This is a genomic window from Thioflexithrix psekupsensis (genome assembly GCF_002149925.1).
Lineage (GTDB): Bacteria > Pseudomonadota > Gammaproteobacteria > Beggiatoales > Beggiatoaceae > Thioflexithrix > Thioflexithrix psekupsensis.
Genome location: NZ_MSLT01000012.1, coordinates 294,243 through 317,234 on the forward strand (window position 1 = coordinate 294,243; position 22,992 = coordinate 317,234).

The window sequence follows — 22,992 nt, forward strand, 5'->3', positions numbered from 1 at the left end:
AATGACTGCAAAAAATGCGTTTTATGCTCAATCGGGCGGGGTCACTGCGGTGATTAATGCCTCTGCCTGTGGCGTGATAGAAACCGCACGCCAACACCCCGATAAAATCGCTAATGTCTATGCAGGACGCAATGGCATTATTGGCGCATTAACCGAAGATTTAATTGACACCAGCCAAGAATCGGCTGAAGACATTGCTGCGTTGCGTTACACGCCTGCGGGCGCGTTTGGTTCTTGTCGTTTTAAACTCAAAGGGCTAGAACAAAGTAAAGCCGAATATGAGCGATTAATAGAAGTCTTTAAAGCGCATAATATTGGTTATTTCTTTTATAACGGTGGTGGTGATTCTCAAGACACCTCTCATAAAGTCTCTCAAATTGGGGATAAATTAGGCTATCATATTACCTGTATTGGCATTCCTAAAACGGTGGATAATGATTTGCCCATTACAGACACTTGTCCGGGCTTTGGTTCTGTGGCCAAATACGTGGCGGTTTCGATTAAAGAAGCCAATTTTGACGTGTTTTCTATGGCGAAAACCTCAACTAAAGTTTTTGTTATGGAAGTGATGGGTCGTCATGCGGGCTGGATTGCGGCGGCGGGTGGTTTGGCGCGGGGCAGTGACAGCGATGGGCCACACATTATTTTATTTCCCGAAGTGCCATTGGATGAGGCGCGGTTTTTGGCGCGGGTTGATGAGTGTGTTAAAAAATACGGTTACTGCTCTATTGTGGTCTCAGAAGGCGTTAAAAATGCCGCGGGTCAATTTTTAGCCGATGCGGGAACAAAAGACGCTTTTGGTCATACGCAATTGGGTGGGGTTGCGCCCGTAGTTGCCAATTTGGTTAAATCCAATTTAGGCTACAAATACCACTGGGCCGTCGCGGATTATTTACAACGGGCAGCGCGTCATATTGCCTCAAAAACCGATGTGGAACAAGCCTATGCAGTGGGTAAAGCCGCGGTAGAGTTTGCTTTAGCGGGTAAAAATGCAGTCATGCCCACCATTGTTCGTACTTCAAGTAAGCCTTATACGTGGGAAATTGGCTCTGCTAATCTGGCTGATGTGGCGAATGTGGAGAAAAAAATGCCTGCGGAATTTATCACCGAAGATGGTTTTAATATTACGCCTGCTTGTCGAGAATATTTACAACCGTTGATTGCGGGCGAAGATTATCCGCCGTTTGTTGACGGACTGCCGCAATACGTGGTGTTGAAAAATGTCGCCGTGCCGAAAAAATTAACCACAGAATTTCATGTGAAATAAGCGACAGTTAAGATAAACGGCATAAATTACCCGATTACTCGTGTCTCGCCAAAGCCCAGCGCACATGTTCTTGTAATAAATCCGAAGGGAAATCAAGGCGAGCGTTCAGGGCAAGGCGAATGGTGTCTGATTTTGGCGCGTTGCCCAAGGCAATGGCAAGATTACGCAACCAGCAGAGATAGCCTACGCGACGAATCGCAGAGCCTTCTGTGTGGCGTAAAAAATCCGCTTCTGACCACGCCCATAAATCGAGTAATCGGGTGTTTTTCCATGGCGCACGGGCTTGAAAATCCACTTCTACACTACGCGACGCGAAACGATTCCAAGGACAAACCAATTGACAATCATCGCAACCATAAATGCGATTGCCGATGAGAGGGCGTAAATTTTCTGGAATAATACCTTTATATTCAATGGTTAAGTAAGAAATGCACCGCCGCGCATCCAACAGATAAGGTGCAACAAAAGCCTGCGTGGGACAACTCGGCAAACACGCCTGACAACGGCCACAGTGATCAGAATGACGCTGTTCTGTAATCGGTAAGGGCAAATCGGTGTAAATTTCCCCTAAAAAAAAGAATGATCCCGCTCGCGGATGAATCAAATTTGTATTTTTTCCTATCCAACCCAACCCTGCTTTTTCTGCCAACGGCTTCTCCAGCACCGGTGCGCTATCTACAAAAACACGCCATTGGTATGACCCAATCGCTTGTTCTAAACGCATGGCCAATTGTTTTAAACGTTGGCGTAACACTTTGTGATAATCCCGACCTTGCGCGTAAATACTAATATATCCGTGTTCAGCGTCCTGTAATTGTGACCATAAATCCTCTCGTGTAGCCGTTAAATAATTGATTCGTAATGAAATAACCCGCAATGTTCCCGGTAACAACTCCGCAGGGCGACTGCGTTTGTCGCCATGACGTGCCATATAGTCCATTTGTCCGTGATATTGCCGCGCTAACCAGATGTGCAGCCGCTGTTCGGCTTGAGTTAAATCGACATCACTCACGCCAAGTTCTTGAAATCCAAGTTCTTTTGACCAATGTTGTAAGTGTTGCAATAGGACTGTTGGCGTGTTGGACATGATAAAATAATTCGCTTTAATAACCGATTATCAGATTAATTCTACCGTTTGTTCGATAGATTCTTGGGAAGGGGTGAATCGTGGAGTATGCTCAATAGCAATGTTTCTCAATAGGCTGTTTTGGACAAATCTGAGTTTTCGTCTTTCTGAGGTGCCACAACCCTGGCCACAATGGGATTTTATCCCACTGTGGTCTTTTTTGTGCCACCAAAACGAGAAAAACTAATACGCTTTACTGGTTTCGTTCGCTATAATCTAATTCCCACAAGAAATATACCAAAATTAAGTCATTCATAAAATTTTTCTGTCAGAATCAGAATTTACAGAATTTTAGGATTTTCAGAATTAAAGAATAAAAAATCTATTGAAAATAAACGACTTGCAAGAGTCAATTTTGAAAATTCTTGTGTCTGTAAATTCTGATTCTGACAAAATAAGGATTCTACGAACCCTATCTTTTTGGTATATTTTAGGGAACTTAGCTTATGTTTAATTTTGCATTCTTTCGTTTACAACGGTTACTGATCGTTATTAGCTGTTTATTTCTGGCGCATTGTGCGGTGTTACCGTGGGGTGCAGAACCCCCGCCGCCTTCCCCCGCGCCCCAACCTCAAGTGAAACCCCCGCCGCCTCCGCCCAAATATGCCGATACGGAAATTATTGTGGATGTTGAGCGGCAAATGTTATTTTTATTTAAAAATAAAAAACTGTTGAAACAATACCCCGTTTCTACATCAAAATTTGGTATTGGCAATCGCCAAGACAGTTATCAGACCCCTTTAGGACGACACTATATTGCCCATAAAATTGGTGCGAATGCCGCGATTAATACCATCTTTAAAGCCCGATCCAATACCCAGTCTGTGGCTGTCATTAATCAACAACAAGAAGAAGATGTGATTACCTCCAGAATTATGTGGTTAAAAGGACTGGAAGATGGGGTGAATCGTGGCCCTGGCATTGATTCGTATGACCGATATATTTACATTCACGGCACGGCCGACGAAGCCTCAATTGGCAAGCCCGCTTCTTTTGGATGTGTACGGATGCGAAATGACGATGTAATAGCGTTGTTTAGTTTAGTAAAACCAGGTCGTTATGGCACGCAAGTCAATATTGTAAAACGCATCGAAGACTTAAAAAAACCACCCCTGATGGGAATTTAAACCTGATGACTCACTTAACTTTAACAGACTGATTTTTATAAATTATCCGCCCTAGGCAGAGAAAAATAAAAACGTGACCCCATGCCTTCTTGACTTTCCACGCCCACTTCTCCGCCTAGTTTTTGTACAATTCGTTTGACGATAGACAAGCCCAAGCCATGTCCTTGTATCTTGCTGCGTTTATCCCGACTCAAGCGAGAAAAAGGCTTGAACAATTGGGCTTGCGATTCTTCGGACAGGCCTGGGCCATTGTCTTCCACCCAAAACACCACCTCTTGATGTCTCAGTTCGGTCTTAATCGTCACTCGCGGCGGATGTCCACCATATTTCAAGGCATTACTGACATAATTCGCCCAAACCTCTTCAACCCACTGTGCGTATCCCAAAGCCAATGGCCACCGTTCTGGCACAATCAATTCTCCACCACTTTGGGCTAACATTAAGGCTAATCGTGTCTGAACTTGAGCAAAAATATGCGCCATATCCAGCGGTTGTAAACAAATATCTTGTTTAGAAATGGTGGCCAGTAATAATAACGCATTAATAATGTCCGTCATTTTCTCACCCGATTGCGCCATTAAATTAATACATTCAAGTTGTTTATTCGACAGCCCTTCGGGATAAATTTTTAATAATACTTCGGTTAATCCAATGATAGCATTTAAAGGTGTTTTTAAATCATGTGCCACCATGCTGGCAAACGCATCTAAATCAGCATTTTTTAATGCCAATTCTTGGTTTTGCATGCGTAATTGTTCTTGTAATTTAAACAAACTTAAATGCGTATGAATGCGCGCTAAAACTTCCTCTTGTTGAAAAGGTTTAGTGATATACCAAAATTATGTGAGATATAAAAACAAATTAAGTTTTAATATCTACCTAGATATTAGGTATAAGATACTGTTTAATTTTATTAAACTTAAACACTTTACCTGACAAAAAGGTCTCAAACATACTAGTGACTTCTTTAAAGCTTGATAGACGATGAAAATTCTTTCTGACCCAATTCTTACCTTGAAGCCAAATATCCTCGACTGGATTTTGCTCTGGGGCATTGGGCGCAAATCTTAATAAACGAACTTTCCATTCTGATTCTGGAAGTCCCCCATTTAATTTCTCTAAATAAGTTCTTAAACCTTCAGAACGATGATAACTTGCACCATCCCAAATAATCACATGACGGGCTTCTTTATATCTGTAAATGAGCCAGTTAATAAAGTCTATCGTATATTTTGTATCAGCTTTCTTTGCCCTATCTAAAATAAATTCTCCCGTATAAATATTCACCGCTCCATACCACGTTTGAGAAGTGCGATAATTACTCATCTTTATTGACGTTCTTTCTCCTTTTTTCGACCAAACATAACCACAAATATCTCCCCACAACTGATGGCTTTCGTCTTGCATCCAGTACATTACCTCTCCACTTTCTATCTGTTCACGCTCCTTATCTATTAAATCCTTAATCTCTTTTTTTTTAGCTTCTACTTTTACCTCATCTTTTGCCGAATTCTCTTTGTGTGTCTTCTTATAACTTAAATTCGCTTCTTCTAATAATTTAGTATAAGAAGTATTTGAAGAATAGAAAACATCATACTCCTCTTTTAAGTATCTCTTTAGTTCCTCTATTGTTATTGTCTTCTTTTCTTGTATCCAATTAATCACATCTTCTCGTTCACGCGGCTTTAAATACCCTGGTGAGCCTTTATACGCTAACTTTAATCCTTCCACCCCTGACGCTAAATAAATGGCTTTCCATTTATCCACAAATTGCACACTGACACAACACGCTAAAGCCGCTTCCGCACGCACAAAACCAAGCAAAGACATTCTTACTGCCATCGCTCGCTTCACTTCTCTCGCCTCACCTGTTGACATTAACTCTTCTAAATCTTCATATCTCTTGTTCATTATTCTCTCCTATTTAAAAAGTATTATTATACGACTCTGAAAAAATTGGTATATAATCCACCGCACCTAAAGCAAAACCATGCACCTTATCTACAGTATCTGATAAAGCCGTCATAAAAATAATGGGCAAATCCACATAACCCATTTCTTTTTTCAATCGCCGACAGACTTCAAATCCATTCATCTCCGGCATCATGACATCTAATAAGACCAAATGAGGTTTAGCAGATTCTACAATTTGTAACGCGCTCTTACCATTACAAGCCACTAATACCTCAAAATCATGCCGACTTAAAAAATCAAATAACACACTGATATTTTCAGGCATATCATCAACAATGAGAATAGTGGATAAATTAGAATGAATCATAAGTGATTATCACCTTTTAAAAGTGTAAATAACGATAAGTAAGTAGTTAAATAAAAATATTAAGGTATTAAAAGCGTTCAGAATTTTCACATTTCTACCGCCCCCCTACCCCCCTCCTGCTAGGAGGGGGGAAAGAAGAAAAGAAGAGATGAGGTTATCTTGTTAAATTTTAACCATAAAAATAACCTCTTTCTCCCCCTCCTAGCAGGAGGGGGCTGGGGGGCGGTAGAAATGTTGATATGCCAGATTATTTTCCTTTAGGTACTTATAGTAGAAAAAGTGAAAATTCTGAACGGTTTTAGTAGCTGAATATTTTATTTAACGACTTATCGGCTTCTTCCATGTGCATCCCCACAAAGGTCGTCCTTGTTGCATAAGTGAGGCTTTTTTATGAGCCAATTTATCTTGTTTTATTACATTCCTATTAAAGTTAAGAATTCTTAATATTATGTTTAACCTGATTCGTTATTATTCCATAGTCAGCCTATTTTCATTTACGGCCATTACTGCTTTTTTAAGCGTTATCTATTTGCAACTGATGTTATCAGAATTAAAAGAAATAGCAGAAAAACATAATATCGTATTAGAGCAAGTATTGGTAAAAAAATTATCGACTGAATTTAAACAATTATTACAGACAGAACAAATCGATACGGCAGCATTACATCGCATTATAGAAGAAGTTAATTTGTTGAGTGGGACTGAAATTCAGCTTTTTAATCCCCAAGGAAAATTAATTTTTTCTACTTTAAAAGAAAATTTTCAAATGCCATCTCTCGATCCCCAAGTCTTAGAACGGATGAAATTAACCACAAAAAATAATCGTAGCTTCTATAGTCGATATTCGCCTTTTTATTTCAGCGATGATAAAGATAGATATGGCACATTACAAATTGCCAGTGATGTGACTGAGTTTGTGATGATTATCAATAAACGTCATCAACAAACGGTGATTGTGGTTGTGTTGATTTTTATTAGTTTATTTTTTGTTTTCTTTTACATTATTCACCGTGCCAGCCAAATTTCTAAAGTTGAATTTAAAAAATTAAGTAAGGATAGAATATTGCTTTTGAGACAACAAGAGTATTTAAGTCTATTAAGCGATATTGCCACAGGTTTAATGACACGCTTAGAAACCAATCAACTGTTTGAACAACTCATTCAACGCACCGGCCAATTATTAGATACTCATTATAGTTTTATTCACTTATCTCGTCCTGATCAAGATCATTTGCCTTTATTTCAATTTATGCAACATCCAGACCCAGAGATGATGGCGAATATTAATCGGCTCATTGATAAAGTTTATCAAATTAAATACCCACAAACCCAAGCATTACAAAGTAATATGCAAAAAGGTTATCTGGTGGCTGTTCCATTAAAGCAAAAGCTATCGGAAAAGCAGGAATTATCGGTATTTGGAGTATTAGGCGTTTTTATTGAAACCGAAAAAATAAAAATAGATGTCATTGATGTACAACCTTTACTCAATCGATTGGCACAATTAGCCGCATTAGCCATTGGCAATGCTAATTTATATCAAATTCAAGTTAAATTAACCCGATCTTTAGAGCAAAGAGTCTATGAACGCACTCAAGAATTGTACCGCGCTAATGAACAATTACGACAATATCAAGAACATTTAGAAGATTTAGTTGTACAACGCATGGGAGAAACCCAGCGCATTAATGAACAATTAGAACAAAAAATTTTAGAATTACGCCTAATTAGTGAACGTTTGCGTTTAATGGAATTAGCCATTGTTAATGCCAATGATGTAGTGATTATTACCGAAGCAAAACCGATAGATTTACCAGGGCCGCGAATTGTTTATGTGAATCCTGCTTTTACAAAAAATACAGGGTATCGTTTAGAAGAAGTCATCGGAAAAACACCGCGCATTTTACACGGCGCAAAAACCTCTCGATTAGCCCTTAAAACCATTCGTGAAGCCTTAGTGACATGGCAGCCTGTGCAAGTGCAGGTATTGAATTATCGCAAAGATGGCAGCGAATTTTGGGCTGATTTGCAAATTGTTCCCATTGCCGATGATCGCGGCGATTATACCCATTGGGTGGCGGTGCAGCGTGACATTACGGAAAATAAACGCGCTGAAGAAGCCTTGCGCAACAGTGAGCAGCAATTTAAAGCTATTTTTGAGAATGCGGCGGTGGGTATTGGATTATTAGAGCCGACGGGGCATTATTTGCAAGTGAATAATAAATTTGCAGAAATGTTAAAGTACACTCCCAAAGAATTGTTGCAGAAAAAAGAACAAGATATGACTTATTTCGAGGATCAAGAAACAACATATTATTGCCTAGAAGATGTTTTTACTAAAAACACCACTCGCTTTTTAGAAAAACGTTATTTACGTTCGGATCAATCGATTTTTTGGGGACATTTATGGCTTACGCCTTTATATAATGCTAAACATGAATTTTTAGCGTTATTAGCAATTGTGATTGATATTGATAAACGCAAACAGGCCGAAGCAGAATTAAATAGCAGTTTGCATTTTTCTGAGACGTTAATGCAGACCATTCCTATTCCTATTTTTTATAAAAATATGCAGGGTTATTATTTAGGATGCAATCATGCGTTTACTTTATTTACAGGCTATTCTCCAGAGGAATTAAAATATCGCACTGTTGATGAAATCTGGCCTGATAAAGAAGCTAAAATATTTTGTTATGCTGATGAAGTATTAATGACACAATATGGACGACAACAATATGAAGCGGAAATTAATCATGCTGATGGTTCGAGACGGAATATTATTTTTAATAAAGCGATTTTTTTCTTAGCCAATGGTCATCCGGGCGGAATCGTTGGAACATTTACTGATATTACTGAACGAAAACGTAATGAAGCCGCGCTCACCCAAGCCATAGAACAAGCCGAACGCGCCCGTTTACACGCCGAACAAGCTGACAAAGCCAAAGGGGTTTTTCTGGCTCAAATGAGCCATGAATTAAGAACGCCTTTAAATGGTATTTTAGGCTATGCCCAACTCTTTTTACGAGATCAAAAATTAGCAGAAAAATACCGAGAAGGTTTAAACATTATTTATCGCAGTGGCGAACATTTATTAACACTCATTAATGATATTTTAGATTTTTCTAAAATAGAAGCAGAAAAATTAAAATTAATTCCTACGCATTTTGAATTGCCTAATTTTATTAAAGATATTAGCGGTTTATTTAAAATGCGAGCGCAACAACAAGATATTTCATTTGAAGTTGAAACCCAATATATTTTAAATTCAGGCGAAATTGTACCTGATTTGCCTGTGATTGTGCGCGGAGATGAAAAACGTCTGCGGCAAGTTTTATTTAACTTACTGAGCAATGCGATCAAATTCACTCGAAAAGGTAAAGTCATTTTATCAATTATTTATCAAGAACCACATATCACTTTCTCAGTTAAAGACACAGGAATTGGTATTGCTGAAGAAGAATTAGATCAAATCTTTTTGCCTTTTCAACAAGCCAATCATCGTGAGCAACATATTGAAGGAACGGGCTTAGGTTTGCCAATTAGTCAGCGATTGGTGGCCATGATGAATGGCGAATTGCAGGTGGAAAGTCAGCCGAATCAAGGCAGTCATTTTTGGTTCACTATTCCTCTGGAGATTATTACCCATCAAGAGGCAGAACCTTTGCCACCACCGTGCGAACGGGGGCGCATTATTGGCCATCGACGCGCAACGGAAAATGGTACGCCTAAATTAAGTATTTTATTGGTTGATGATGCTAAAGATAATTTAAGTGTTCTGCATGATCTTTTATTACCGTTGGAATTTAAAATATATCAAGCCCATGATGGTTTAGAAGCGTTAAAAATCATTGAAAAAAATATTCCTGATGTAGTGATTATGGATTTAAAAATGCCCGTTATGGATGGCTTAACAACCGCTGAAGAAATTCGCCAACGGCTGCAATTAACCCAATTACCCATTATTATTGCTTCAGCCAGTGTATTTGAATTGCAGGAATTAAAAACTAAATCCAGTTATTGCAATGCGTTTATTCACAAGCCAATTGATGTCGATTATTTACTGAATTTATTACCGCAATTATGTCCTTTATTATGGGAATATGAAACCAATTTATCTTCCACATCATCAGCAGAAACAAGCGTTATTTCTACAGAAACGCAAAAGGCTTTGCCTTTAGAAATTTTGGAAAACCTGTTACAATTAGCCGAAGCGGGCAAAGTAAAAGCGATTATTACCACCGCACAATCTCTACACTCTAGTGAACCCACGTTCAAAGTACAAATAGAACAAATATTAGAATCCGCACAAGCCTTTGAAATAAAAAAATTGAAACAATTATTACGTCATTGGCAAAAGGAACAAAATGATGCAAATTGAATCCACAGGAACTATTTTAATTGTTGATGATGTGGTGGCGAATGTTCGCATTATGTTTGATTTATTAAATCAACATGGTTTTGAAGTATTAATTGCTGAAGATGGCGAGACCGCATTGCAAATTACCCAAATGAATCAACCCGATCTCATTTTGCTGGACATTATGATGCCGGGGTTAAGTGGTTTTGAAACTTGTCGTCGCTTAAAAGAAAATGACAAAACCCGTGATATTCCCGTTATTTTTATGACCGCTTTAAGTGAAGCAAAAGATAAAATTCATGGCTTTGAATTAGGTGCAGTGGATTATGTCACTAAACCTTTTTACAGTGAGGAAGTATTGGCTCGCGTTAATACACATTTAACGCTAAGAAATTTACAAAAAAAATTGCAATCACAAAACTTACAATTAAAATTATTAAACGAAGAAAAAGATGAAATTTTAGGTATTGCTGCCCACGATTTAAAAAATCCATTATCGGCCATCCAAACCTTGGCCAGTATGATTGCTGGTGATATTGATAATATGCCTAAACAACAACAATTGGATTATCTGCGTTTAATCCAAGTGAGTTCAGAGCGTATGTTTGAATTAATTAAAGCTCTATTAGATGTTAATGCGATTGAATCAGGACAAATTCATATTCAATTAATACCGCTGTGTTTTTCTGCCGTATTAGAACAAACATTGCAATCTCAACACCCCAGGGCAAAAGCTAAAAATATTTTGCTTATGCCGCAATCACTGGCCGTGACAAAAGATTGTGTTTTAGCCCATGAAAGCACATTACGGCAAATATTGGATAATTTGGTTTCTAATGCCATTAAATATTCCAATCGCGGAAAAACAGTCACGGTACGAATTGAAACGACAGAAAAAAATCTTCGTTGTGCGGTGCAAGATGAAGGGCCAGGACTCAGTACAGACGATCAGAAAAAATTATTTCACAAATTTGCACGATTAAAACCCCGCCCCACCGCAGGCGAATCTTCAACAGGATTAGGACTTTATATTGTAAAAAAACTCATTGAAACCATGAATGGTAAAGTCTGGTGTAATAGCGAATTGGGGTCAACTTTTATTATTGAAATTCCCTTGTGTGAATCAAATTAAATAACACGATGCACGGTTAATCATGCTCATTATTAATGAATTATTAAACGAATTTTGTCAGCCTCATTTACATCTCACTTTAGATTTTGAACATCGCCAAAAAAGTCGTTTACGCACCCAATTAAACGACGGGACTGATGTATTGCTGTCTTTGCCTCGCGGAACTGTATTGCGTCAAGGGGATTTGTTGCGGGCGGTTGATGGCACAGTGGTACAAGTTGAAGCGGCGTTGGAAGCGGTCTCTGTGGCGCGTAGTCAAGACATGCACCAATTAGCCAGAGCTTGCTACCACCTTGGCAATCGCCACGTTCCGGTGCAGATTGGCGACCATTGGTTACGCTACCAACCCGACCACGTGTTGGCCGAAATGTTACACGGCTTGGGACTTGAAGTACATGAGGAACGCGCCCCTTTTGAACCCGAAGCAGGCGCGTATCACGGACGCACTCCCCCCAGTTCCGCTCACGATCATGCCCACTGAATCTCATTCAACGGCACGGCTGCATTTATTTCATTTAGTCAGTCCATTATTGCCTATTGGCATGTTTGCTTATTCGCAGGGATTAGAAGCGGCCATTACGCAAAAATGGGTTAATCATTCCAGCGATGCGCAAGATTGGATTCATGGATTATTAAGTCGCCATTTAACTCAATTAGATATTCCCATTATTGCACGTTTGCATTCGGCATTTGGCGATAAAAATAGAGAAAAAGTGGATTATTGGAATCGTTACCTATATGCCAGTCGAGAAACGGCTGAATTAAGAGCTGAAGATCAGGCCTTAGGTTTGGCTTTAGCACGTTTATTACGCGAATTAGCCGTGCCAGAGGCGGCGCAGTGGTATCAACATCACAAGCCTGTTTGTTATGCCACTTTATTCACCTTGGCGGCCGTACATTGGCAATTGTCTTTAGAAGAAACTGCACAGGCTTATTTATGGAGTTGGTTAGAAAATCAGGTGGCGGCTGCGGTTAAACTCATTCCATTGGGACAAAGCGAAGGACAACGCATTTTATTAGCGGGCTTAAATCACATTCCCCACTGCGTTTCATTAGGCTTACAAATTACCGATGACGACATCGGACAAACCAGCCCCGCGTTTAGTATCGCCAGCGCGTGGCATGAAACGCAATATTCCCGTTTATTTCGTTCTTGATGGGGTTAATTTTCTCGCCATAATTTCACCACATGTCGTTGTGCGTTTAAAAAAGGAATATGTAGGGGAATGATTTCTGTCATTACGTCATGATTTAATGCCTTTTTTAAGGCCATTAATTCTGCATCGGGATAAATCCCTTTCATGGCTAACCATTGGGTGTGATGATGCGCAAGGTGTTGGGTTTGTTGATAAAAAGAAATTAAATCACTGTAGGCGCGAGAGGTGATTTGATCAAAACAAGGCGTATGTGAATATTGCTCAACCCGTTGACATTGCACCTGACTATTGCGCAATTGCAAGGCCGTGATGGCGTGTTGCATAAAGCGCGTTTTTTTCCCATTACTGTCCAATAATCGCCATTGTTGTGCTGGACAGGCTATTGCCAGAATAAGCCCCGGTATCCCCGCGCCACTGCCCACATCTAAAAAATAATTTCCCTGCAAATATGGCACAAGACTTAAACTGTCTAATACATGCCGCGTGACCATTTCCGATGGTTCACGAATTGCGGTTAAATTATAGACTCGATTCCATTCTGATAATAAAGCCAAATAAGCTAATAATTTATCTTGTTGTTCGGAAGAAACCATTAAGCCCAATTCAGCAATACCTTGTGCCAATTGGGAGGTGATATTTTTATTGATCATGGGTTTTTTATTTATTCATGTTAAAATTTTAAAAAATGGACTGCATTCACCACCAGAAAAAAAGGATAATCAACAGCATTATCCTTTTGTTAATCATAAAATATAATCTATTCTTTTTAAAACTTATCTAAAGCCAATAACTTTTGCGAAATGGTATTAGATAACACATACATTTGCGTGGCGGCGGCTCGTGCGCCATCGGTATCGCCTGCTTTTGCTTTGGCAATGGCCTCGTGGCTCACTTGATGAAATTGCTTGTGTGGCTCAAATAAACTGTCAAACAACGCCTGCGCTTCTGGATGATTCATACTGGCCACCTCCGCTGGTCCCTCACCATACAACCATTGACCCAACTTACAATTTTGACAATCTGTGCCTTGAAAATCCCCTGTTCCTGCCAAAGTTTTTTCAATTTTTTTCAAATACAAAATATGATCGTTTAAACGCAACACAAAAAATGCTTTTGTTGGCATGGATGATTTCTCCTATTGGGTTAAATTTCATGGGGATAAGCAAACTCCGATCCCAAAATGTAACAAATTCCCTTGCATGCGTCATCATTCGATGATGCACTATTATAGTGCATTTATCAATCGGTAAGGCATTAAATACAAGGCTTTTTTGTAAGAAAAATCTTTATTAATCAATATATTATCACATAAAATTCAAGCGGTATAGATATTGCTGAATCGCTCGGATATTCTACAGAGGCGCACCATGATCAGCACTAAACAAGCCGCTTACATTCTGGACAATCTCACGACTGCCGTTTTATGGTTTCGTCCCGACTTGACCCTGCATACGCTCAATCCAGCAGCCGAAACCCTACTAGAAGTCAGTGCCAAGCAAGCCTGTGGCTTGGGGGTTGAACAATTGTTTCCACGCGCTGATCACTGTCATCAAGCCCTAAAACGGGTCAGAGAACAGCGTTATTGTGTCACGGAACGCGGCGTACGCTTGCACTTATTTGGTGCAAAAACAATCACCGTGGATTGTAGCATCACACCTGTTATTGTAGAACAAAATATACGCGGTGTTTTATTAGAATTGATGCGTATCGATCAACATTTACGTATCACTCGTGAGGAAAATCTCTTGTTACAACAACAAGCCGCCCGTAATGTGATTCGTGGTTTAGCCCATGAAATTAAAAATCCTTTGGGGGGATTACGCGGGGCGGCGCAATTATTAGCACGAGAATTACCCGATAAAAATTTGCGGGAATATACCGATATTATTATTGGTGAAGCCGACCGCTTGCAAAATTTGCTCAATCGCATGTTATTACCGCAAGGGGTATCGCATAAAAAATTAACCAATATTCACCAAATTATTATCCGTGTCAGTCAAATTATTAGCTCAGAACCTGAAACACGGATTAAAATTGAATATGATTTTGATCCCAGTATTCCCGAATTATATTTAGACCCCGATCAAATGATTCAAGCCTTATTAAACATTATGCGTAACGCCGTTCAAGCCTTAAATGGTTTTGGCAAGATTCAGATTTGTACCCGAATTCAACGCCAAATGAGTTTGGGTGGCCGCCATCATAAGTTATTGGCACGTATCGATGTCCGAGACAATGGGCCAGGAATTGCGCCGCATCTCATCGATCACATTTTTTACCCGCTAGTGACCAGCCGCGCCGAAGGCACAGGATTGGGTTTGTCTATCGCCCAATCTTTGGTGAATCAGCACGGCGGCTTAATCGAATGCACCAGCCAACCCGGTGACACTGTATTCACCATTTGGCTGCCTATGGAGACCGAAAAACGATGAGTAAACGTGCCGAAGTGTGGGTTATTGATGACGATAAATCCATTCGTTGGGTGTTAGAAAAGGCATTGCATCAGGCGGACATTCACGTGACCAGTTTTGATAATGCCAATGTGGTCTTGACCCGTTTAACCCAAGTGCCATTACCGGGTGTCATTGTCAGTGATATACGAATGCCGGGATTGGATGGTTTAACCTTATTAGAAAAGATTAACCAATCTTATCCCCAATTACCCGTGATTATTATGACGGCATTTTCTGATTTAGAAAGTGCGGTGTCGGCTTTTCAAGGCGGTGCATTTGAATATTTGCCCAAGCCTTTTGATGTCGATGATGCGGTGGATTTGGTACAGCGTGCCTTACAACGCAGTGCAGAAATCAGTAAAAATCCAACCGAATCAGAATCTTCCACGATTCAAGCCAGTGACATTATTGGTTCTGCGCCGGCGATGCAAGACGTTTTCCGCGCCATTGGGCGTTTATCGCGTTCTAATATTACTGTTTTAATTACAGGAGAATCAGGCACTGGAAAAGAATTGGTCGCTCGCGCATTACATCGCCACAGCCCCCGCGCCCAACGTCCTTTTATCGCTCTGAATACGGCGGCAATTCCACGCGAATTGTTAGAATCGGAATTGTTTGGCCATGAACGCGGCGCGTTTACTGGCGCATTAAGTCAGCGTCAAGGGCGTTTTGAGCAAGCCGACGGGGGAACTTTATTTTTAGATGAAATTGGGGATATGCCTTCCGAGCTACAAACTCGTTTGTTGCGCGTCTTAGCGGACGGGACATTTTTCCGCGTAGGAGGTCATACAGCAATCAAGGTGGATGTGCGTATTATTGCGGCCACGCATCAAGATTTAGAGGCTCGCGTAGAACGTCATGAGTTTAGAGAAGATTTATTTCATCGGCTCAATGTTATTCGTATTCACATCCCACCTTTACGTAAACGACGCGGGGACATTGTGCAGTTGATGCGTCATTTTCTGTTGATGGCCGCTAAGGAGTTGAAAGTAGAGCCAAAAACCTTGACTCCAGAAACAGAACAGTATTTGATGCAACTCGATTGGCCGGGTAATGTACGCCAATTAGAAAATACTTGTCGTTGGTTGACGGTGATGGCTGCGGGACAAGAGATTTTGTTAGACGATCTGCCCTTAGAATTACGTCAAAAACATACGGAAATAGATGTGGCTTTGGATTGGGAATTGGCGTTGCGTCAGTGGGCAGAGCAACGATTGGGCGATAGCGGGCATCAAACTTTGTTAGATGAGGCCTTACCTCGTTTTGAGTCGGTGATGATTCAAGCTGCACTACGCCACACGGGCGGCCGTCGTCAAGAAGCCGCTCGCCTCCTCGGTTGGGGAAGAAATACTTTAACGCGAAAAATTAAGGAGTTAGGCATGGGAGAAGATGAGGAATAAGGATTTTTTTCTGTGCGCGATGGTTTGTTGTGTTGTTTAGAGTATGCGTTTATTTCTCGCTCCAGCGGAAACGCCCATTTAGAACTTAGACGATAAAACACGCTCAGAATCAAGGCATAGCAGGTCATTTGTACCTGCTTTTAAATCCTTAATGTATGAATTAAGTCCTTCTTTTACGCTTTCCTCTGTGGCACTGCTTGTGAATATGGAGCGAAGGGCTTTGTCAATTTCTTTTGCACAATGCACTTTAGGATAAATCTGATTGAACCCAAACTTTTCTATAAGCCATAAAATAATCTGCTCAAAACAAATTACTTTTTCTAATAACTGGGAAGCATAGGCTTTATAAAATGCTGACTCTGCCAATGCTTTTAAACAGCGTTTATCTCCTGTAATAAAGACGCTTTCTTTATACACAATAAGGGCTGAAATTAATACTGCTTCACCAGCATCAATTCCAATATTTTTTTCTAGCTCACCAATAATTTTCTCATCAGGATTAGTGTATTTTTTTACGACAGCAAGAAAAGATTTTATTCTATCAAAACACTCTTTCTGGCCTGCTTTTTTAGTTTTATTTTTCAAAACATATTCAGCAGTTTCTAATACATAAATCTGAATTTCATCAAGTTTAAGCAGTGAGAGAAAATCATCAAGTAAATTGCAATAACCCAGCTTGTGAATAACGTCATTATCAAGAAGTATCATCTAAATAAAATGCCTTATTATGGTAAAGAAACACCGCTAATTTTCAATAAAAAATCAGCACTGTCTTCAGGAATTTGGGTTAAATCTAAATTAAGCTGCATTTTCTCTCTAACTAAAGCGGGCGCATCCACATTTGGCTCTAAAATGTTCAAGGCCGCATTGGCAATGGGAAATTTACCAATACCGTTTGCGTAATTTAACGCAATATGACCCGCATCAATGCGGTGCTGATTTCCGTACTCTCTAGCCGCATTTGCTAATTTTTCTCCATCCAACCACCGATTATTTTCAGTAGTAAATTGCGTATTTTTGCTGCCTGTCAATAACGCTAAAGCAAACTCATTTGCTTCATTTTCTTGCTCGCTTGATGTTTCCTTTCCAATCGATTTATCATCAATAATCATTTTATCAGCAGCAAGATGCCCCTTAAAAATATGCCCTAATTCATGAGCAAGAATAAATAACGCCCACGCATATTTTTTATGCTCTTTTACCAGCACAATAACAGGCTTTTCTTCAATGTTAATCGCCATTCCCTCAATATCTTTTTTTGCTTTTTGTGGAAATTGAGAAATAAGCAACACGGGAATGCCAATTTTCCAACAAAAATCTAATAGAGCAGGAAAGGAAACAACAGAATTGTCACGCAGTATTTCTTGTCTAATTGACAACGCATCTGTGAATGATGAATTAGGCACGTCATTGACCACGGTAGCAAGGCGAGCAATGCGGGCTGCTTGGGTTGTAATGGCGACAATATGGGATCTGTCACCGTTTTTGCCCTTTTTGAGTTTAAAATTGTGTGGATTTGGGCTTACTAGAGAAAAAATAATCTGTTTATTGTCGTCTAATAAACTTTCTAAATCTAATCCCAAATGGCGCGCAAAGTGAAATTTAAGTTGCAATAAACCTGTGGGTAAATCCGCTATTTCGTCTTCCCACCAAGAAGGCAATACTTGCTTCAAATAGCTTTTTTTAAAACCTATGGAATCAAGACGATTATATAAAATTTTTAATTTGTCAGTTTGAACAGTCATCGCATGAACTCCTAAGTCGAAAAAAACCGTTATTGGTGATATTGTAGCAGGCTAAGGCTTTTCTTGAAACAATTCACCGCCAATAACCCCCACCGTCTTCACACTCACTCTTACCACTTTTTTAATTAAATCAATCACATAACGCGGATTGTCGGGCAGCCATTCGTTGGGGTCGTTGCGGATGCCGCTGGCTTTGTCGGTGGTGATTTGGTAGCGGTCTATTAACCAATCTAGGGCGGATTTGCCGTTGACGATGTATTCATGCGCGGCGGCGGGAATACCGCTTAGGCTTAAATGTTCGTTGTAGATTAATACGCTTTTATCGACGCTTTTGCCGCTTTTTGTGTAGCGCATTTTTTCGACGCGATAATGACGCATTTCTGGCGTACAAGTCCATTCTTCTTTTAAATCATAAGGTTCTATGGTTTCGTAGTTTAAATGCCAATAAGCCAGTTGTTTGCCCATGTCGCTGTATTGCCAGAAGTCGGGCATGTAGGGAATGCGGGGCAGCATTTTTTTTAGGTCGGCGGCGTAGTTGGTTTTGTATTCAGAATCGTGCAGTACGCCATAAATGTAGTAGAAAATAGCGGTTTTGTCGATACGCGAGTCGGCATAATGGGCGCGATAGTCGCGTAATATGTCGTCGTTGATCGCGTCGCGTCGCTGCCAATGGCTGGTGTTTTGGCTAAATAATCCTTCGGTTGCGGTGCTTTCTTCGTAAATATATAGGGGGAAACATTGACCTGTATCTTGCGAATGTAAATTAGGAATAACATTGACTATTAACGCAGAAAAATCTTTACTTGCGCCAATTCCACTAACACAAATCACTAAATTTTCAGTGTCTGGATTGGGGAAGATTTTGGGCATTTGATAAATCATTTCATTAAATTGTCTATCAAAATATAACCATTGTTTGCAAAAAGGGCGATACATGCTTTTAATAATGCAAGCCTCATTAAAAACACCTAATTTATTGCGCTGCAAACTTTGTTTTGTACTTCTTGCCCAACTGATTTTTTCTGCATCAAAATCAATAAATTGCTCCACATCAGGACGTTCATTTTTAGGAATAGCGTGATAAGCCTCTACCTGTGAATTATAAAATGCAATTGTGCGTTGCATATTATTAGCTAGGTTAGATTTAGCAAAATTGTAAGCCCAAGTGTCTCGCCCTGTTGCAATTCCAAGCGAATAAGAGTTAAAAAACATTTTTTCCGCTTTATTTTTCTTATCTCCCAAAGAAATAAAAGTAGAAAAATCATCATTACGTTGGTTAATCCAATCATGAGATTCATTCGGTTTTATTAATTGCCAATTAATACCAGAAATATCTTTAAAAGCGGCAATCGTGTTTAATTTTTCTTCTCGACTTAAATAGTCGCCAATATCGTGATAAAACAATTCTCCATTGCCTTTTTTAGCAGGGTTTTTAATTAAAACAGTAATGGCAACGGGCGTACGACTGCCTTGCCCAAAAACATTGTCTTTTTCCATGCGTCGTTGCTCGCCAGAAGTGCGCGCATTTCCGCGCAAATTAAAGCAATAAATACTGCTAAATTCATCCGCTAAACATTTACGCAAGCCACTGGCTGCATTGCCATCAATAAATGAGCCATTGGTAACAAAAGCAATAATTCCCTTGTCTTTAACGCGATCCGAAGCCCAGCGAATGGCGCGAATATAAGCATCATAAAGGTTTCTAATAGATGTTGCATTTGAGAATTTAGCATAAGTTTCTGTGATGCGATTATCTAACGAAAAATAAGCCAAATTTTGATTATTATCATTTGCGCTGCTTTGCCCTGCGGAATAAGGCGGATTACCGATAATAATTTGAATGGGCGTGGCTTTTTGTTTCTCGACGCGCTCATTATTTTCAGGTAAAACTTGCACATCCACCCAATCGCGTTTTTCATACATCTGAAAAGTATCCGTTAAAACCATCCCATTAAACGGCAAATAATCGGATTGATTTAACTCATGAAAAGCCTCTTCAATATTCACCGCTGCAATATAATAAGCCAATAAAACAATTTCATTCGCGTGCAATTCCGTTTCATATTTACGCAATAAATTTTCTTTAGCAATCAAACCACTTTGCAATAAGCGCACAATAAACGTTCCCGTTCCCGAAAACGGATCAAGAATATGCACCCCTTCATCACCCAAACTTTTACCAAATTCACGCTGCAAAGCCACCGCAGCACTTTGCACAATAAAATCCACCACCTCCACAGGCGTATAAACAATACCTAAACGCTCAGACAGGCGCGGAAAAGCCGATTTAAAAAACTTATCATAAAGTTCAATAATCACTCTTTGCTTACCTGCGGAATTATCAATGCCGCTGGCGCGTTTTCTAACACTGTCATAAAACTTTTCTAAAGTTTTTCTTTCTTCTTCTAAAGTCTGTTCTTCTAAAATCGATAACATTTTCTGCATGGCTTGAGAAACGGGATTTTTTTGCGTAAATTCATAATTCTCAAATAAAGCATCAAAAACGGGTTTAGTAATTAAATGCTGCGCCAACATTTCAATGGCTTCATGCTGTTGAATACTGGGATTAATTTGTTGTTGCAACCCTGTTAGAAACTCAGAAAAAGCGACTTGATATATTCCCGACTTTAACAAATCATTTAAACGTTTAATATGTCGTTCAGCAATATCCGCAATATCCTTTGCCCAATCCTCCCAATAACGCCGTTCCCCACATTTTAAAACCAACTTAGCAAACAGGGCATTTTTCCAACTGGTGACATCAAAATTAATATCAAACTGAATTGAATTTGTGCCATAAGTTGCTGATTCTTCGGCGATTTCTTGACCAATGACATTAAAGGATAAATTATCAGGAATAGCGCGATTCAATTCAATTTTATTTATCATGGCTTGAAAGCGATCATCATGCGCCCGCAAAGCCTGCAAAACATCCCAAACCACCTTAAATGCTTCATTTTTATCCAGAGCTTCTTCAGGCGACATTTGCGACGGAATAACCACAGGCAAAATAACATAACCATATTTTTTATTAGGCGATTTACGCATCACGCGCCCGACCGATTGCACCACATCGATTTTAGAATTTCTTGGATTCAAAAAAATAACGGCATCTAATGCAGGCACATCTACGCCTTCAGACAAACAACGGGCATTCGATAAAATGCGACATTCCAAATTTTTAGGCTCATCTTTCAACCAGCGCAAATGAGAATTACGCGCAGCAATTCCCATTTTTCCATCCACATGTTTTGCGGCGCAAATTAAATCAATTACATCAGGATTATTTTGCTTATATTCTTGCACAACGGAAGCAAAATTTTTCACCATACTTTCAGAATCTTTAATGCGCCCCGCAAAAGCCACCGCACGGCGCATATAAGGCAAATCATCATCGTTATTTTCGCCGTGGAATTTTTTCGCCAAACCATTCCAAAAGCCAATAATTTTCGCTTTATCTTCAACGCTCAATTCACTGTTTAAATTCTGCTGGCCAAACTGTTTCACATAATCTTCTGGCACGGCCAAAACCAACACTTTATAATCCGATAATAAACCTTTTTCCACTGCCGTAGAAAAGCCTAATTTATGTAAATCTTCTCCATAAATCGCGGGATCATCCATAGAACATAAAATAGCGTCATTTTCTTCTGCTTTCTTCTTAGCCGTGTCAGTAAATAAGCGCGGAGTTGCGGTCATATAAAGGCGTTTTTTAGCCTGAATAAACTTATTTTCATGCACTTTAACAAAATGCGATTCATCATTTTTAGCCAGCGTTACGCCAGTGGTGCGATGGGCTTCATCACAAATGACCAAATCAAAAATCATTAACGTTTCTTTTTGCCACGCGCTTACCACATCAATAGATTGATACGTTGAGAAAATCACAAAAACGCACGAGAAGACAATGCACTTTTCTTAAAGCGTTCCATATAATTTTTAATTTTCTCAATATCTGTGGTGGCGGGAAAAGACAAATCAGTCACACGAATATCTTCTGCATCCAACTGACTGGCTTTCCCATCCGAACACACCGCGACAAAATGCAAATCTCGTTCAGACTCGGCCGTCCATTCGCGTAAACTTTGCGACAACAGCGCGATAGAAGGCACTAAAAACAAGACGATACCGTGATCAGGCAACATTTTTTCAGCGATTTTCAGAGAAGTAAAGGTTTTCCCCGTCCCACAGGCCATAATCAACTTACCGCGATCCGCGGATTGCAAGCCTTTCGCCACATCCTGAATAGCGGTTTCTTGATGCGGGCGCAGTGATTTTTTAACTAAAGCGCGTTGTCCAGTGACCTGATTTAAAAGCGCGTTCCAATCGACAGGCGAATTTTCTAAGTCACTGAAACCGATATATAAAACAGGAATATTTTGATTAGTAATTGCTGCTTTCGCGTGCAGACTCCAATTTTCAGTTGTGGCAACAATAATGCGTTGATTAAAATGATAAATTTCGCCATTAACAGTAAAAGACTGCCCTGAAGCAGTAAAAAACGAATCAATGCTTTTTTTCGTCAAAACGGTATCTTCAGCATAAAATTTACACTGAATCGCCCAAAATTCCCCCAAATCGCGTGTTTTTGCCACAATATCGATCCCCGTATCAACATTTTGCGGCCGATTTTCCCATTCCCGCCACAAAAACACATCACTGAATGAATATTGCGGATCGGTTAATAAATAATTTTTAATTAAAAGCTCAAAACGGCGACCTTTTTCAACAATAGAATCGCTATTTTTTTCAATAAAATCAATTGTTTCAATGAAGTTTGGCATGGTCGTTTAATGGGGGTAAAATTAAAATTCTGACACGCATTATCTCAGGATTTGCGTGGGGAAATTTCACAGTTTTGGACACCTGTTTGGGGAGATTTGGATTTGATCCAGTGCATGATAAAGTTATACTATATCAAAATTAAACGATTCATAACATTTTTTG

Annotated in this window: 18 protein-coding genes; 8 read left to right on the forward strand and 10 right to left on the reverse strand. The window is 39.7% G+C overall.

Translation table 11 applies throughout. The annotated features are described in order from the left end of the window. Position 1: 1 nt before the first annotated feature. A complete protein-coding gene (locus TPSD3_RS06425) occupies positions 2–1,267 on the forward strand; it encodes a 6-phosphofructokinase (RefSeq protein WP_086487757.1) in 1,266 nt (421 codons plus the stop codon). 34 nt (positions 1,268–1,301) lie between these two features. Here TPSD3_RS06425 and queG read toward each other — a convergent pair whose 3' ends face one another. Beyond that, positions 1,302–2,354, reverse strand: coding sequence for a tRNA epoxyqueuosine(34) reductase QueG (queG, locus tag TPSD3_RS06430; protein ID WP_086487758.1), 1,053 nt, complete (start codon positions 2,352–2,354; stop codon positions 1,302–1,304). 485 nt (positions 2,355–2,839) lie between these two features. On the opposite strand from queG, the gene TPSD3_RS06435 reads away from it, so the two are divergent. Next, complete coding sequence (locus TPSD3_RS06435) at positions 2,840–3,520, forward strand: L,D-transpeptidase (RefSeq protein ID WP_086487759.1); 681 nt, start codon at positions 2,840–2,842, stop codon at positions 3,518–3,520. A gap of 35 nt (positions 3,521–3,555) precedes the next feature. Here the strand turns inward: TPSD3_RS06435 and TPSD3_RS06440 are convergent, their stop codons facing one another. The 3 genes from TPSD3_RS06440 to TPSD3_RS06450 all read right to left on the reverse strand — a co-directional run bounded on the left by TPSD3_RS06440 (position 3,556) and on the right by TPSD3_RS06450 (position 5,801). Next, positions 3,556–4,293, reverse strand: a complete 738-nt coding sequence (locus TPSD3_RS06440; RefSeq protein WP_086487760.1) for a sensor histidine kinase — start codon at positions 4,291–4,293, stop codon at positions 3,556–3,558. A gap of 106 nt (positions 4,294–4,399) precedes the next feature. Further along, positions 4,400–5,431: an IS630 family transposase gene (locus TPSD3_RS06445; RefSeq protein ID WP_086486662.1), complete on the reverse strand. Its 1,032-nt coding sequence runs from the start codon at positions 5,429–5,431 to the stop codon at positions 4,400–4,402. 13 nt (positions 5,432–5,444) lie between these two features. Continuing rightward, complete coding sequence (locus TPSD3_RS06450; RefSeq protein WP_086487761.1) at positions 5,445–5,801, reverse strand: response regulator; 357 nt, start codon at positions 5,799–5,801, stop codon at positions 5,445–5,447. Positions 5,802–6,249: 448 nt separating this feature from the next. Between TPSD3_RS06450 and TPSD3_RS06455 the strand changes: the two genes are divergently transcribed. From TPSD3_RS06455 to TPSD3_RS06470, 4 genes are read left to right on the forward strand one after another with little or no spacing between them, the layout of a single operon-like run. Continuing rightward, positions 6,250–10,179 (forward strand): PAS domain S-box protein, encoded by a 3,930-nt coding sequence (locus tag TPSD3_RS06455; protein ID WP_086487762.1) that lies wholly within the window; start codon positions 6,250–6,252, stop codon positions 10,177–10,179. Next, positions 10,166–11,290 (forward strand): hybrid sensor histidine kinase/response regulator, encoded by a 1,125-nt coding sequence (locus TPSD3_RS06460; protein WP_086487763.1) that lies wholly within the window; start codon positions 10,166–10,168, stop codon positions 11,288–11,290. Before TPSD3_RS06455 ends, TPSD3_RS06460 begins: the two co-directional genes overlap by 14 nt. A 22-nt stretch (positions 11,291–11,312) precedes the next feature. Continuing rightward, positions 11,313–11,771, forward strand: coding sequence for an urease accessory protein UreE (ureE, locus tag TPSD3_RS06465; RefSeq protein WP_086487764.1), 459 nt, complete (start codon positions 11,313–11,315; stop codon positions 11,769–11,771). Continuing rightward, complete coding sequence (locus TPSD3_RS06470; protein ID WP_086487765.1) at positions 11,761–12,447, forward strand: urease accessory protein UreF; 687 nt, start codon at positions 11,761–11,763, stop codon at positions 12,445–12,447. Before ureE ends, TPSD3_RS06470 begins: the two co-directional genes overlap by 11 nt. A gap of 5 nt (positions 12,448–12,452) precedes the next feature. On the opposite strand, the gene rsmG is transcribed toward TPSD3_RS06470, so the two are convergent. After that, a complete protein-coding gene (gene rsmG / locus TPSD3_RS06475; RefSeq protein WP_086487766.1) occupies positions 12,453–13,097 on the reverse strand; it encodes a 16S rRNA (guanine(527)-N(7))-methyltransferase RsmG in 645 nt (214 codons plus the stop codon). A 116-nt stretch (positions 13,098–13,213) separates the two neighbouring features. Continuing rightward, entirely contained in the window at positions 13,214–13,570 is a 357-nt protein-coding gene (locus TPSD3_RS06480; RefSeq protein ID WP_086487767.1) for a CZB domain-containing protein, read from the reverse strand. 244 nt (positions 13,571–13,814) lie between these two features. Here TPSD3_RS06480 and glnL point away from each other — a divergent pair, with 244 nt between their 5' ends. Continuing rightward, complete coding sequence (gene glnL, locus TPSD3_RS06485; RefSeq protein WP_086487768.1) at positions 13,815–14,879, forward strand: nitrogen regulation protein NR(II); 1,065 nt, start codon at positions 13,815–13,817, stop codon at positions 14,877–14,879. After that, a complete protein-coding gene (ntrC, locus tag TPSD3_RS06490; protein ID WP_086487769.1) occupies positions 14,876–16,300 on the forward strand; it encodes a nitrogen regulation protein NR(I) in 1,425 nt (474 codons plus the stop codon). The genes glnL and ntrC overlap by 4 nt, the downstream gene beginning before the upstream one ends. A gap of 78 nt (positions 16,301–16,378) precedes the next feature. Here ntrC and TPSD3_RS06495 read toward each other — a convergent pair whose 3' ends face one another. Genes TPSD3_RS06495 through TPSD3_RS18120 form a run of 4 tightly spaced genes read right to left on the reverse strand, consistent with a single transcriptional unit; the run spans position 16,379 to position 22,829 of the window. Then, positions 16,379–17,008 (reverse strand): hypothetical protein, encoded by a 630-nt coding sequence (locus tag TPSD3_RS06495; RefSeq protein ID WP_086487770.1) that lies wholly within the window; start codon positions 17,006–17,008, stop codon positions 16,379–16,381. Between the two features lie 17 nt (positions 17,009–17,025). After that, on the reverse strand, positions 17,026–18,045 hold the full coding sequence (locus TPSD3_RS06500) for an ImmA/IrrE family metallo-endopeptidase (protein ID WP_086487771.1): 1,020 nt from the start codon (positions 18,043–18,045) through the stop codon (positions 17,026–17,028). 51 nt (positions 18,046–18,096) lie between these two features. Further along, on the reverse strand, positions 18,097–21,933 hold the full coding sequence (locus TPSD3_RS18115) for a type ISP restriction/modification enzyme (RefSeq protein ID WP_217884393.1): 3,837 nt from the start codon (positions 21,931–21,933) through the stop codon (positions 18,097–18,099). Beyond that, positions 21,930–22,829, reverse strand: coding sequence for a restriction endonuclease (locus TPSD3_RS18120; protein WP_217884394.1), 900 nt, complete (start codon positions 22,827–22,829; stop codon positions 21,930–21,932). Before TPSD3_RS18120 ends, TPSD3_RS18115 begins: the two co-directional genes overlap by 4 nt. Between the last annotated feature and the right edge of the window lie 163 nt (positions 22,830–22,992).

Coding starts and splice junctions, on each gene's coding strand:
- TPSD3_RS06495 (WP_086487770.1), bottom strand. CDS start 17,008: ATGATACTTCTTGATAATGACGTTATTCACAAGCTGGGTTATTGCAAT.
- TPSD3_RS06455 (WP_086487762.1), top strand. CDS start 6,250: ATGTTTAACCTGATTCGTTATTATTCCATAGTCAGCCTATTTTCATTT.
- ureE (WP_086487764.1), top strand. CDS start 11,313: ATGCTCATTATTAATGAATTATTAAACGAATTTTGTCAGCCTCATTTA.
- TPSD3_RS06500 (WP_086487771.1), bottom strand. CDS start 18,045: ATGACTGTTCAAACTGACAAATTAAAAATTTTATATAATCGTCTTGAT.
- rsmG (WP_086487766.1), bottom strand. CDS start 13,097: ATGATCAATAAAAATATCACCTCCCAATTGGCACAAGGTATTGCTGAA.
- TPSD3_RS06470 (WP_086487765.1), top strand. CDS start 11,761: ATGCCCACTGAATCTCATTCAACGGCACGGCTGCATTTATTTCATTTA.
- TPSD3_RS06480 (WP_086487767.1), bottom strand. CDS start 13,570: ATGCCAACAAAAGCATTTTTTGTGTTGCGTTTAAACGATCATATTTTG.
- glnL (WP_086487768.1), top strand. CDS start 13,815: ATGATCAGCACTAAACAAGCCGCTTACATTCTGGACAATCTCACGACT.
- TPSD3_RS06450 (WP_086487761.1), bottom strand. CDS start 5,801: ATGATTCATTCTAATTTATCCACTATTCTCATTGTTGATGATATGCCT.
- TPSD3_RS06460 (WP_086487763.1), top strand. CDS start 10,166: ATGATGCAAATTGAATCCACAGGAACTATTTTAATTGTTGATGATGTG.
- TPSD3_RS06435 (WP_086487759.1), top strand. CDS start 2,840: ATGTTTAATTTTGCATTCTTTCGTTTACAACGGTTACTGATCGTTATT.
- ntrC (WP_086487769.1), top strand. CDS start 14,876: ATGAGTAAACGTGCCGAAGTGTGGGTTATTGATGACGATAAATCCATT.
- TPSD3_RS06425 (WP_086487757.1), top strand. CDS start 2: ATGACTGCAAAAAATGCGTTTTATGCTCAATCGGGCGGGGTCACTGCG.
- queG (WP_086487758.1), bottom strand. CDS start 2,354: ATGTCCAACACGCCAACAGTCCTATTGCAACACTTACAACATTGGTCA.
- TPSD3_RS18120 (WP_217884394.1), bottom strand. CDS start 22,829: ATGCCAAACTTCATTGAAACAATTGATTTTATTGAAAAAAATAGCGAT.
- TPSD3_RS06445 (WP_086486662.1), bottom strand. CDS start 5,431: ATGAACAAGAGATATGAAGATTTAGAAGAGTTAATGTCAACAGGTGAG.